General features: G+C 55.5%; 12 protein-coding genes. 4 read left to right on the plus strand and 8 right to left on the minus strand.

The window, feature by feature from the left end; all coding sequences use genetic code 11:
- Positions 1–175 precede the first annotated feature (175 nt).
- Positions 176–1396 carry an MFS transporter gene (locus LZ634_RS01385; RefSeq protein ID WP_234501953.1) on the minus strand — a complete coding sequence of 407 codons (1221 nt, stop codon included), beginning with the start codon at positions 1394–1396 and terminating at the stop codon, positions 176–178.
- A 174-nt stretch (positions 1397–1570) separates the two neighbouring features.
- Here LZ634_RS01385 and ushA point away from each other — a divergent pair, with 174 nt between their 5' ends.
- Entirely contained in the window at positions 1571–3223 is a 1653-nt protein-coding gene (gene ushA / locus LZ634_RS01390; RefSeq protein ID WP_234501954.1) for a bifunctional UDP-sugar hydrolase/5'-nucleotidase UshA, read from the plus strand.
- A gap of 89 nt (positions 3224–3312) precedes the next feature.
- Here ushA and ybaK read toward each other — a convergent pair whose 3' ends face one another.
- From ybaK to copA, 3 genes are all read right to left on the minus strand, one after another.
- On the minus strand, positions 3313–3792 hold the full coding sequence (gene ybaK / locus LZ634_RS01395) for a Cys-tRNA(Pro)/Cys-tRNA(Cys) deacylase YbaK (protein ID WP_234501955.1): 480 nt from the start codon (positions 3790–3792) through the stop codon (positions 3313–3315).
- Positions 3793–3993: 201 nt separating this feature from the next.
- Positions 3994–4788: a TraB/GumN family protein gene (locus LZ634_RS01400; protein WP_234501956.1), complete on the minus strand. Its 795-nt coding sequence runs from the start codon at positions 4786–4788 to the stop codon at positions 3994–3996.
- Positions 4789–4877: 89 nt separating this feature from the next.
- Positions 4878–7379, minus strand: a complete 2502-nt coding sequence (gene copA, locus LZ634_RS01405) for a copper-exporting P-type ATPase CopA (RefSeq protein ID WP_234501957.1) — start codon at positions 7377–7379, stop codon at positions 4878–4880.
- Between the two features lie 95 nt (positions 7380–7474).
- Between copA and cueR the strand changes: the two genes are divergently transcribed.
- Positions 7475–7885 carry a Cu(I)-responsive transcriptional regulator gene (cueR, locus tag LZ634_RS01410; RefSeq protein WP_234501958.1) on the plus strand — a complete coding sequence of 137 codons (411 nt, stop codon included), beginning with the start codon at positions 7475–7477 and terminating at the stop codon, positions 7883–7885.
- A 3-nt stretch (positions 7886–7888) separates the two neighbouring features.
- On the opposite strand, the gene LZ634_RS01415 is transcribed toward cueR, so the two are convergent.
- Together LZ634_RS01415 and LZ634_RS01420 are read right to left on the minus strand one after the other, a co-directional pair.
- Positions 7889–8350, minus strand: coding sequence for an NfeD family protein (locus tag LZ634_RS01415; protein WP_234501959.1), 462 nt, complete (start codon positions 8348–8350; stop codon positions 7889–7891).
- Complete coding sequence (locus tag LZ634_RS01420; RefSeq protein WP_234501960.1) at positions 8347–9264, minus strand: SPFH domain-containing protein; 918 nt, start codon at positions 9262–9264, stop codon at positions 8347–8349. The genes LZ634_RS01415 and LZ634_RS01420 overlap by 4 nt, the downstream gene beginning before the upstream one ends.
- A 129-nt stretch (positions 9265–9393) precedes the next feature.
- Here LZ634_RS01420 and fetA point away from each other — a divergent pair, with 129 nt between their 5' ends.
- Together fetA and fetB are read left to right on the plus strand one after the other, a co-directional pair.
- The gene (gene fetA, locus LZ634_RS01425) at positions 9394–10062 is read left to right on the plus strand and encodes an iron efflux ABC transporter ATP-binding subunit FetA (RefSeq protein WP_234502028.1); all 669 of its coding nucleotides are present in this window, start codon (positions 9394–9396) and stop codon (positions 10060–10062) included.
- Positions 10055–10837: an iron efflux ABC transporter permease subunit FetB gene (gene fetB, locus LZ634_RS01430; protein ID WP_234501961.1), complete on the plus strand. Its 783-nt coding sequence runs from the start codon at positions 10055–10057 to the stop codon at positions 10835–10837. The genes fetA and fetB overlap by 8 nt, the downstream gene beginning before the upstream one ends.
- A gap of 55 nt (positions 10838–10892) precedes the next feature.
- On the opposite strand, the gene LZ634_RS01435 is transcribed toward fetB, so the two are convergent.
- On the minus strand, positions 10893–11747 hold the full coding sequence (locus LZ634_RS01435; protein WP_234501962.1) for a co-chaperone YbbN: 855 nt from the start codon (positions 11745–11747) through the stop codon (positions 10893–10895).
- 58 nt (positions 11748–11805) lie between these two features.
- Entirely contained in the window at positions 11806–12573 is a 768-nt protein-coding gene (locus LZ634_RS01440; RefSeq protein WP_234501963.1) for an SDR family oxidoreductase, read from the minus strand.
- Positions 12574–12582 lie beyond the last annotated feature (9 nt).

Below are 12582 nucleotides of genomic sequence, written 5' to 3' on the forward strand. Positions count from 1 at the left end.
ATAGTTTATGACAATTTCCATCATTATGTTTGTGAATAATTCTTGAATTTAGCTAAAAAATTGAATTTTTAGAGGTAAATGGCACAAAAGTGAAAAATAGATAAGTGAGGCTAGGTGGGGAGCGAGATTACAGGGAGATGGCGGCAGCCAAAATGATACTTTGGCTGCCTATAACTTAGTGTTTTTGGCGGTTATCAGGTAAGAATATGGTCAACATCCCAATAAGTGGTAGGAAAGCACATATTTTATAAACCAATTCAATACTGGTGTGGTCGGCAATCAGCCCTAACACCGCAGCACCTAAGCCGCCCATGCCAAATGCGAAACCGAAGAATAGCCCGGAAACCATGCCGATACGGCCGGGTAACAGCTCCTGCGCGTACACCAGGATGGCCGAAAAGGCTGAAGCGAGAATAAATCCAATGATTACCGTTAAAATACCGGTCCACCACAGAGTTGCATAAGGTAAAAGGAGGGTAAACGGCGCAACGCCGAGGATAGAGCCCCAAATCACGTATTTACGCCCAATTTTATCTCCGACAGGGCCGCCAATCACCGTACCTGCCGCCACCGCGAACAGGAAGGCAAATAAATGAATCTGCGCATTCTGTACGGATAATCCGAATTTTTGCATCAGATAAAAGGTGTAATAGCTGCTAATGCTCGCCATATAGAAGTATTTCGAGAAAATCAGCATTAACAGGATGGAAACGGCGAGAATCACTTTATTTTTTGGCAGCGGATTAATAATCGGTGCTTTAGGTTTCCCTTTGTTCATTCGATGCTGCGCGGCGTACCAGCGGCTCACCTGTGCCAGCACCACAATCGCCAGCAGTGCGGCCAGCACAAACCAGGCGACGTTGCCTTTACCGTACGGTGCAATGATGACCGCCGCCAGCAATGGCCCGAGCGAGCTGCCAAAGTTACCGCCCACCTGGAAGATAGATTGCGCCAGCCCGTGACGGCCACCGGAGGCCATTCGCGCCACGCGGGAGGATTCCGGGTGGAAGACCGAAGAACCGGTCCCGACCAGGGCTGCGGCCAGCAGAACCATACCGAAACTTCCGGCCAGCGCCAGTAACACCAGGCCCGTCAGGGTAAAGCACATGCCCACCGGCAGCGACCATGGCATTGAGCGCTTATCGGTGATGTAACCGATAACCGGCTGGAATAGCGACGAGGTGAGCTGGAAGGTGAGAGTAATCATCCCGATCTGCACAAACGTCAGCGAAAACTCCGACTGCAGGAGCGGGTAAATCGCGAGGATCAGCGATTGAATCATATCGTTTAGCAGATGGGAGAGGCTGATTGCTCCCAGGATACCAAATGAGGTGCGGCCCTTTTGCGACGACGTCGAAGGACCTGGCCGGGTAGGGCTAGTTTCAGAGATTGCCATAGATTCCACTTGTATTGTATCGAGCGATGTTGGGGATAAACGCTTTAATAATAATTATCAGACTAAGATACCTGCCTAAGACGTTTGAAGGAAGTCTCATTTCTGAAAACAAATTAGACTAATATTTCATAGCGTTGTAATTTCTGCGGTTGTTATTCACTCAGGGAGAGATTTATGCGATTCGTCAAACGGGGCGTGGCGTTGGCGATGCTGGCGGCTTTATCGTTAACCAGCATTTCTGCACAGGCTTACCAGCAAGATAAAACTTACAAAATAACCATTCTTCATACCAACGATCATCACGGGCACTTCTGGCGTAGCGAATACGGTGAATACGGCCTGGCGGCGCAAAAAACGCTGGTGGATGGCATTCGCAAAGAAGTGGCAGCAGAGGGCGGGAGCGTGCTGCTGCTTTCCGGCGGCGATATCAACACCGGGGTGCCGGAGTCTGACCTCCAGGACGCTGAGCCTGACTTCCGCGGGATGAATTTGGTGGGCTACGATGCAATGGCCGTTGGTAACCACGAATTCGATAATCCGATGAGCGTGCTGCGTCAGCAAGAAAAGTGGGCTAAATTCCCGTTCCTCTCCGCCAATATCTACCAAAAAAGCACCGGCGAACGTCTGTTTAAACCTTGGGCGCTGTTCAAACGCCAGGATCTGAAAATTGCCGTCATTGGTTTAACCACCGACGACACGGCGAAAATCGGTAACCCGGAATACTTCACCGACATCGAATTCCGCAAACCGGCGGAAGAGGCGAAGCTGGTTATTCAGGAGCTGCAGCAAAACGAGAAGCCGGATCTCATTCTGGCGACCACCCATATGGGGCACTACGACAACGGCGAGCACGGGTCCAATGCACCGGGCGACGTCGAGATGGTGCGCAGCCTGCCTGCTGGCTCGCTGGCGATGATTGTGGGTGGTCACTCACAAGATCCGGTGTGCATGGCGTCAGAGAATAAAAAACAGGTCGATTATGTGCCGGGCACCCCGTGCGCCCCAGATAAACAAAACGGTATCTGGATTGTTCAGGCGCACGAGTGGGGCAAATACGTCGGCCGCGCTGACTTTGAGTTCCGCAACGGTGAGCTGAAGCTGGTGCACTACCAGCTGATCCCGGTCAACCTGAAGAAAAAAGTGACCTATGACAACGGGCAAAGTGAGCGCGTACTTTACACGCCACAAATCCCTGAAAACCCACAAATGCTGTCGTTACTGACGCCGTTCCAGAGCAAAGGCAAGGCGCAGCTGGATGTCAAAGTGGGCAGCGTCAACGGGCATCTGGAAGGTGACCGCAGCAAAGTGCGCTTTGTGCAGACCAATATGGGACGTCTGATTCTGGCGGCGCAAATGGCGCGCACCGGCGCTGATTTTGGCGTGATGAGCGGCGGCGGTATTCGTGATTCCATCGAGGGCGGGAATATCACCTACAAGAGCGTGCTCAAAGTGCAGCCGTTCGGTAACGTGGTGGTCTACGCCGATATGACCGGTAAAGAGGTGACTGAATACCTCACCGCCGTGGCGCAGATGAAGCCGGATTCCGGTGCCTATCCGCAGTTTGCCAACGTCAGCTTTGTGGCAAAAGGCGGGCAGCTTCAGGATCTGAAAATCAAAGGCGAGGCGATTGATCCGGCAAAAACCTACCGTTTAGCCACCCTGAGCTTTAATGCTACCGGCGGTGACGGCTATCCGAAGATTGATAGCAAACCGGGGTATGTAAATACCGGCTTTATCGATGCTGAAGTATTGAAGCAGTATATCGAACAGAATTCACCGCTCGACGTGAACGCTTACGAACCGAAAGGGGAAGTGAGCTGGCAGTAAGGTTTTGAGTCGTTCCCGGCGGCGCTGTGCTTGGCCGGGATACGTTCTATTCCCTCTCCCCTTTGGGGAGAGGGAACAACCCGCACCGATCAATCCCGGCGCGCGATATCCGCAAAGGTCGCGCCGAGGATTTTCGCTAAATCACCCGCCGCCAGTTCAATATCCAACCCGCGTTTGCCGCCGGAGACAAAAATAGAAGCAAACTCCTGCGATGGTGCGTCAATCACCGTCGGCAGACGCTTTTTCTGGCCGAGGGGGCTGATGCCGCCCACCAGATACCCGGTGACGCGCTGCGCCACCATCGGGTCGGCCATATCGACCTTTTTCGCGCCAAGAGCTTTGGCCACTTTTTTGAGATCCAACTGCCCGGCGACCGGCGTGACTGCCACGGCGAGCTGTTTCATATCGCCATTCATTGCAACCAGCAGCGTTTTGTAAACCTGGTCGGCATTGAGACCTAATTTACGCACCACTTCGTCACCGAAGTTAGTTTCATTCGGATCGTGATCGTAGGTGTGGATGCTAAATGGGATTTTGTTCTTTTCAAGTAACTTAACGGCGGGAGTCATAACGTTCCTTCTTACCACAAACGGGATATGCACTCAGCATACGCCCGTAAACAGACTAAAAAATAGTATAATCTTGCGCATTAGGTCTTGGCAGTTGCGGCAACTTTGAGCGACAATCGAAGGATCCGGAGTGAAAACTTCGGGATAATAATAATGATGAAATTCCTCTTTGACGGGCCAATAGAAATATTGGCCATTTTTTTATTTCAACATCTGCGGCAGATTGCCTTCCCCGTATAAATGCAGCGCCCCCACCGCAACCACGTAGCGTCCCGGCGGCAGCGCTAGCAGCGTATCGCGCCAGGCTTCGTTGCGTTTCACCATCAAGACGTCATACAGCGACTGGCTGAAAGTATTTGGCAGCGAGGCCGTACCGCTTGACGGCGGCTGCTGTAGCCACCAGCCGATCATCACCTGTAACAATCTCGCGTTGGTATGCCAGTGGGTCAGAGTATCTTCCAGCAGCGCCATTCCGCCATCGGGCAGCTGGCACAGCAGATCAATCTGGCTGTCCGCGCCTTCCAGCTCCTGTACCGGCAGTTCCGCGGCACGCGCGGCCGTGAGCAACTGGTAGTCGATACCGTAATCCGGGCGTAGCCCCAGCCGTTGTGCCTGGGTGGCCTGCAACACCATGGCAATCTGCCACAGCGGCTGGCTGTCAAAGCGAAACAGCGATAACCCCTGTTCGTTGACCCGGTTTTCCAGCTCGCTCAGCTGCGCTTCGCTAAGTCTTTCCGCCAGCGGGGGACAGACGGGGAGATTGCTGAACGGGGTCTCGCTGCCGGAAATGTCGGCCTCGACGATCAGCGCATCGGCCTGGCGTAGTTTTTTAATCAGCCGGGCGGGAAGCGGGGCCATATCGCGGGTCCCCATATGAATACTGCCGACCAGATGTAAATGGCGACCGCCGGGCAGCGAAACGTCCAGCGCAGGCCAGCTATAGGTTGAACCGCGCAGGGCATGCCACAGGCGTTGTAGTTGATTTAACAGGCTCATCCGCGCTCCCTGGAAGGAAAGTCTCATGCTAGCGCGATGGGGGAAAAGGTGCAAACGCGTCCCTCCCGAAGGCGGGAGGGACGGTGGGATTACTGTTTTGGTTTAAAGCGCAGCAGGCGGTTAGCGTTGCTCACCACGGTAATGGAGGAGAGCGCCATCGCCGCTCCGGCCACTACCGGGTTGAGCAATGTACCGGTCAGCGGCCACAAAATCCCGGCGGCAATCGGAATACCCAGCGAGTTGTAAACAAAGGCACCCAGCAGGTTCTGTTTCATGTTGCGCAGCGTGGCGCGGGAGATAGCCAGCGCATCGGCAACACCCACCAGGCTATGACGCATCAGGGTGATAGCCGCAGTTTCGATGGCCACATCGCTGCCGCCGCCCATGGCGATACCGACCTCAGCCTGCGCCAGCGCCGGGGCATCGTTAATGCCATCACCGACCATCGCCACTTTCTGGCCCTGCGCCTGCAAATCTTTAATCGCCTGCGCTTTGCCATCCGGCAGGACGCCGGCAATGACTTCATCAATCCCTGCTTCTTTGGCAATCGCGTTAGCGGTGACCGGGTTATCGCCGGTCAGCATCACCAGGCGGTAGCCTTCGCGGTGCAGGCGCTGCAGCGCCGCCACGCTGTCGCTGCGCAGCGGATCGCGGATGGCGAACAGCGCGGCGGCATGACCATCAACGGCCAGCAGCACCGGCGTTGCACCTTTGGCGGCCTGCTGCGTCATTTCATCATCGAGTTCACGCGTCACGACCTGCTGCTCATGCATTAATGCCTGATTGCCCAGCAGTACCTGGTGTCCATCGACTTCACCGCTCACGCCCAGACCGCGCAGGGTACGGAAGGCATTGACCTGCGGGAGCGACTTCTCGGCCGCTTTTTCTAAAATGGCGCGTGCCAGCGGGTGGTTCGAACCCTGTTCCAACGCGGCGGCTAAACGCAGCGCGGTGGCCTCGCTAAAGGTGCCCAGCGTTTTCACCGCCACCACCTGCGGTTTCCCTTCGGTCAGAGTACCGGTTTTATCAAATACCAGCGTGGTCAGTTCGCTGGCGCGCTGCAATGCATCAGCATCACGTACCAGGACGCCGTATTCAGCGGCGCGACCAACCCCGGAGATAATCGACATCGGGGTTGCCAGGCCAAGTGCACATGGGCAGGCAATGATCAGCACCGTGGTGGCAATCACCAGGGTGTAGACAATCTGCGGTGCTGGGCCGAAGAAGTACCAGATGGCGGCGCTGAAAATAGCGATAGCGACCACCACCGGCACAAACACCGCCGAGATTTTGTCGGCTAACTGACCAATTTCAGGCTTGCTGCTCTGCGCCTGGCGCACCATTTTAATGATGCGTGACAAGGTGGTGTGGCTGCCGACCGCGCTGGCGCGGAACAACACGGAGCCGTCCTGCACCACGGTGCCGGCGTGAATGCTGTCGCCGTCGCCCTTTTGCTGTGGAATAGGCTCGCCGGTCAGCATCGCTTCATCAAACCAGGCTTCACCCTGGCTAATTTCCCCGTCGACCGGCACGCGATCGCCGGTGGCAAGACGCAGGGTCATACCCGGCTGCACGTCGGCCAGCGGCACGGTTTTTTCGCCGTCATCGGTGACCACTCGCGCGGTCGGCGGCGTGAGGTCGAGTAATTTTTCCAGCGCCCGGGACGAACGCTGACGCGCCCGTGCTTCCAGCATATGGCCGAGGTTTATCAAACCGATAATCATGGCGCTGGCTTCGTAATAGAGGTGGCGAGCTTCCATCGGGAACCACTGTGGCCACAGGTTAACGCTCATGGAATAGAGCCACGCCACGCCGGTACCGAGGGCGACCAGCGTATCCATGGTGGCGGTGCGATTCTTAAGGCTTTTCCAGGCGCTGCTGTAGAAGTGGCCGCCGGCAAAAACCATCACCGCGAGGGTTGCCAGGCCAATCACCAGCCACAGGGAGCGGTTATCGTCGGAGACCATCATGTTGTCGCCGATCATCCCCCAAACCATCACCGGAATACCGACCAGCAGGGCGACAATCGCCTGCCAGCGAAAACGTTTCATGGTTGCCAGCGCGGTTTCCTGCTGACGTTCGCGGCGCTTGAGATCGTCCTCAATCGCTTCTGCGCCGTAGCCTGCTTTCTCTACGGCCTGTACTAAATCACCGGCGGAAGCGTTGCCCATCACTAAGGCCGTGCGCTCCGCCAGGTTTACCCGTGCCTGCACGACGCCGGGGACAGCCTGTAACGCTTTCTGTACCCGGGAAACGCAGCTGGCGCAGCTCATACCGTTGATCAGCAGCTGTTGGCTGTCATCCAGATCCTGTGCTGCCGGAAGCTCAGGGGTGGCCGCTGTCAGTGCTTCCGACGGGGATGATGACTCTGCCAGCGGTTTAGCCTTTGGGTGGCTTAACTCCGCACCGTATCCAGCTTGTTTAATGGTGTCGATAAGCGCTTCGGCGCTGGCGCTACCGGTGACGTGCGCGGTTTCGATGGTGACTTCTGCCTGTTCAACGTCGGGGCGTTGCTCCAGGCTCTCTTTGACGCGTTTTACGCAGTGACCGCAGGACAGGCCGTCCAGAGTCAGGTCGATGGTATGAGACATGATGCTCTCCTTAATTGCAGGGTGACCAAATTCACCTTTTCGTCTACAGTGATGAAGGTTAAACCTTCCAGCAAGGGGAAGGTCAAGGGGGAAAAGTGAATATCAGTGATGTTGCCAAAAAAACCGGCTTAACCAGCAAAGCCATTCGCTTTTATGAAGAGAAGGGGCTGGTGACGCCGCCGCTGCGCAGCGAAAACGGCTACCGTAGCTATACGCAAAAGCATCTCGATGAATTTACGCTACTGCGCCAGGCGCGACAGGTGGGGTTCAATCTGGAAGAGTGCGGCGAGCTGGTGAATCTGTTTAACGATCCCCAGCGCCACAGCGCGGATGTGAAAGCGTATACGCTGCAAAAAGTGGCGGATATTGAACGCCATATTAGCGATTTGCAGGCGATGCGCGACCAGCTGATGTCGCTGGCCGCTTCCTGCCCGGGCGATGACAGCGCCGACTGCCCGATTATTGATAATCTGTCCGGCTGCTGCCATCGTAAAGCCCAGGCTTGATGCTTAGCGAGGAGGGGAGATCCTGATGCGCAGGACAATCCCTTCCACCGCCACCACTTCCACTTTACTGCCTGCGGGCAGATCGTCATCGGCGATAACCGGCCACGAACTGTCGCCCACGCGCATATGACCGCGGCCGTTGACCAGCTCGTTGTCGAGCGTAAAACGCTGCCCCAACAGCTGTTGACCGCGCTGGTTAAGCTGGCTTTCCGCCGGGCGCTGACCGCTAGCCCGCCGGTTTAGCCACTTCCACCACAGCCAGGCGGCCAGCAGCGTGAGCACCGCAAACAGCGTGCCCTGCCATTCCCAGCCAATCGGCAGTACCCACGTTAACAGCCCGGTGACCGCCGCCGCGACGCCGCTCCACAGCAGATAGCCGCTGCCGCCGAGCATTTCTGCCGCCAGCAGCAGGCCGCCGAGGCTCAGCCAAAAAATATGCGGGTGCGCGAGCACCAGGGCAATCATGATGATTTCCGTTCGCTGGCGCTGTCTTTAATCAGCTCGGCGATCCCGGCAATTGAGCCCATCAGGCTGCTGGCATCCAGCGGCATCATCACCACTTTGCTGTTGCTGGACGAACCAATTTGCTGCAGCGCATCGGTATATTTCTGCGCCACGAAGTAGTTCACCGCCTGAATATCACCGGCGGCAATTGCCTCAGAAACCATTTTGGTGGCTCGGGCTTCTGCTTCCGCGGAACGTTCGCGCGCTTCCGCCTGCAGGAACGCTGACTGACGTTCACCTTCAGCGGTGAGGATCTGCGCCTGTTTTTCACCTTCGGCTTTGACTATCTGCGCCTGGCGGATACCTTCGGCCTCCAGAATGTAGGCACGTTTGGTTCGTTCGGCCTTCATCTGAGCGTTCATCGCATCAATCAGCTCCGCCGGTGGGCGAACGTCGCGAATCTCAATACGGGTAATTTTGATGCCCCACGGATTGGTGGCTTCATCGACGATATGCAGTAGGCGGGTGTTGATGTTATCGCGCTGGGAGAGCATTTCATCGAGCTCCATCGAACCCAGCACGGTACGGATGTTGGTCATCGTCAGGTTGATGATGGCCAGCTCAAGGTTGCTGACTTCATACGCCGCTTTCGGCGCATCAATCACCTGGATAAAACAGACGGCATCGATAGAAACGTTGGCGTTGTCTTTCGAGATAACTTCCTGGGAAGGAATATCAAGAACCTGTTCCATCATGTTGATCTTACGGCCAATACGGTCCATGAACGGCACGACCAGGCTTAAGCCGGGATGCAGCGTTTTGGTATAGCGGCCAAAGCGCTCAACCGTCCATTGATAGCCTTGCGGTACAACTTTGACGCCTGCGGCAACAATCACCAGCGCGACGAAGATAAGAATAGGGATAAATACCAGCATAAAACCTCCTGTTTAACTGTCCGTAACTTCATCAAGTATATCGGCTATGGCGCTGAAATTCGCCCCCTGAAATTAATTGGCGTTACACTGTAGGGACAAAAGAAAAAATCAGGATATGGAATGGCAACAATGGAAAATAGCGCTATTTTACAGCTGCAAAATGTGGGCTTTGATATTGGTGGGCAGACGATTCTTAACGCGGTTAATCTCGGCATTGCCCCCGGAGAATTTAAACTCATTACCGGACCTTCAGGATGTGGGAAAAGCACCTTATTAAAAATAATCGCTTCCCTGCTTTCGCCGAGCCGCGGTGAGATGCTCTTTGAAGGTAAAGAGATAACCACGCTTTCACCCGAGGCCTATCGTCAGCAGGTTTCATACTGCGCGCAAACCCCGGCGCTGTTTGGCGATACGGTGTATGACAACCTGATATTTCCCTGGCAAATTCGCGGTAAGCAGCCGGAGCCGGATCGTTTTCTGTCGCAGTTGGTTCAATTTGGTTTGCCGGAAGAGACGCTGTCAAAATCGATAAACGAACTCTCGGGTGGGGAAAAGCAGCGGGTGTCATTAATTCGCAATCTGCAATTTCTGCCGAAGGTGCTGCTGCTGGATGAAATTACCAGCGCGCTGGATGAGAGCAATAAAAAGAACGTGAATGACATTATTCATCAGTACGTTCGCGATAAGCAGGTGGCGGTGCTGTGGGTGACGCACGATAAAGATGAAATTAGCCATGCGGATGAGGTGATAACGCTGCCATCTCATCGCGAAAGCGTGCGGGAGGCACATCATGAATGATCATATTATTACCAACGAATCGTTAGCGCTGTCGATGGTGCTGGTGCTGGTTGCGGTACTGGTGAGCTACCGGGAAAAACTGGCGCTGGAAAAAGACATTATCTGGAGCATCTGCCGGGCGGTGGTACAGCTGGTGATCGTCGGCTACGTGCTGAAGTACATCTTCAACGTCAACCACGCGATACTGACGCTGTGTATGGTGCTGTTTATCTGCTTTAACGCCGCCTATAACGCGCAAAAGCGCAGTAAATACATTGATAAAGCATTTATCTCCTCGTTTATCGCCATTACCACCGGCGCGGGGCTGACGCTGGCGGTACTGGTGTTTTCCGGGTCAATCGCCTTTGTGCCGATGCAGGTGATCCCGATCTCCGGGATGATTGCCGGTAACGCGATGATTGCGGTGGGGTTGTGCTACAACAATCTGGGGCAGCGCTTCAGCGCCGAGCAGCAGCAAATTCAGGAAAAGTTAAGCCTGGGCGCGACGCCGAAAATGGCCTCGGCACGGCTGATTCGCGAAAGCATCCGCGCGTCGCTTATCCCAACGGTGGACTCAGCGAAAACTGTGGGTCTGGTGAGCCTGCCAGGGATGATGTCAGGGCTGATTTTTGCCGGTATCGACCCGGTAAAAGCGATTAAATACCAGATTATGGTGACGTTTATGCTGCTTTCTACCGCGAGCCTGTCGACGATTATCGCCTGCTACCTGACCTACCGGAAGTTTTACAATTCCCGCCACCAGCTGGTGGTGACGCAGTTGAAGAAGAGTGCGTGAGGGATTTCGCCCGGAGCCAGCGCGCTGCGCTCCGGGCGATGAACAGAAACGGAAATCAGTACAGCAGTGAGTACAGCTGACGACGGTACTTGGAGGCCAGCGCATCGCCGGTTCCCAGTGCCGCCAGAATTTCCTGCAGCATTTTGCGCGCCTGGCCATCCGCCGCGCCTAAATCTTTACGCAGGTGGCTGAACAGCAGCTCCAGCGCTTCTTCATTACGCCCTACCTGATGCAACTGCAGCGCCAGCTTAGAGGCCAGCTCGGCATCGTCCGGGTTCTGCTCAACCTGCTGCTGCAACTGCTGAATCTCCGGGGTATCGGCCGCTTTTTTCAGTAGCTCAATTTGTGCCAGAAGCCCCTGATAATGGGTATCCTGATCCTGCAATGGAATGGTTTTCAGCACCGCTTCGGCGTCTTCGGAACGGTTAAGCGCAATCTGCGTTTCCGCCAGCAGCAGGCCAATCTGGCTATCCTGGCCGGAAAGCTGCCATGCGTCTTTCAGCAGCGGCAGGGCGTCGGCGTGGTTGCCTTCCTGAATCAGCGCCAGCGCCTGCTGCGCTTTCAGCTCTTCTTCACGCGGAAGCACTTTATCCAGCAGCGCGCGGATGGCTTCTTCCGGCTGTGGGCCCTGGAAACCGTCTACCGGCTGACCGTTCTGGAACAGATAAACGGTAGGAATGGCGCGCAGACCAAATTGGGAAGCGACCATCTGCTCGGCATCACAGTCAACCTTCGCCAGAATAAACTGACCGTTGTACTGCGCGGCCAGGCCTTCCAGCACCGGCGTCAGTTCCAGACAGTGCTGGCTGCGCTCGGACCAGAAATAGAACAGCACCGGAATGGAGGCGGATTGCTCCAGGGTCTGGTGCAGGTTAGCTTCGGTAATGTTTACGATACTCTGTACGGACATAAGTCATTCCCTATAATCGGTTTGTATTCGAGATGGGGGCAAAAGCGTGCGCTTCAACTTAGCCCTGCAGAATTTTGTCCATCAGTCGAGCCGGTAGCAGGCGTTTTAACCAGCCTACCGCATGGGTCACCAGCGTGACTGGATAGCGCAGCTTGGGTTTATCGCTGATAAACGCGTGGCGCACTTTCTCCACCACGGCGTCCGGGCCCAGCGTAAATCGCGCAGCGATCCCTGGGTTTTCCACGGCGGTGTCGCTGGTCTGATTGACGTTGTCGGTAAAGCGGGTGCGAATAGGGCCGGGTTCAATCAGGCTGACTTTGACGCCGCTATGGCGTAACTCCATGCGCAGCGCGTCGGACCACGCTTCCAGCGCATATTTACTCGCGGCATAGGCGCCACGGCCCGGGGTAGAAATCAGCCCCATAACTGATGAGGTCATCACAATACGGCCTTCACCGTGCGGCACCATCGCGGGCAGCAGGCGCATGGTCAGCTGATGAACGCCAAAAAAGTTGGCGGAAAATTGCTGCACCATTTGCGCGCGGCTAATGCTCTCCAGCGGCCCATACACGCCGTATCCGGCGTTATTAAACAGACCAAACAGGCGATTATTAGTCAGGGTAATCACCTGGTCTGCGGCGTTATCGACGCTTTCCGGGCTATCGAGATCGAGGAGAATCCCCGTCAGCCCCATGCCGTCCATGCGTTTGACATCTTCGGGTTTGCGGCAGGCGGCCAGTACGCGAAACCCCTGACGCTTTAGTTCAAGTGCGCTTTCAAGACCAATCCCACTGGAACATCCTGTAATTAAGACCGATTTTTGCATAACTTTACC

The sequence above is a fragment of the Kluyvera intermedia genome, assembly GCF_021440345.1.
GTDB classification, from domain to species: domain Bacteria; phylum Pseudomonadota; class Gammaproteobacteria; order Enterobacterales; family Enterobacteriaceae; genus Kluyvera; species Kluyvera intermedia_A.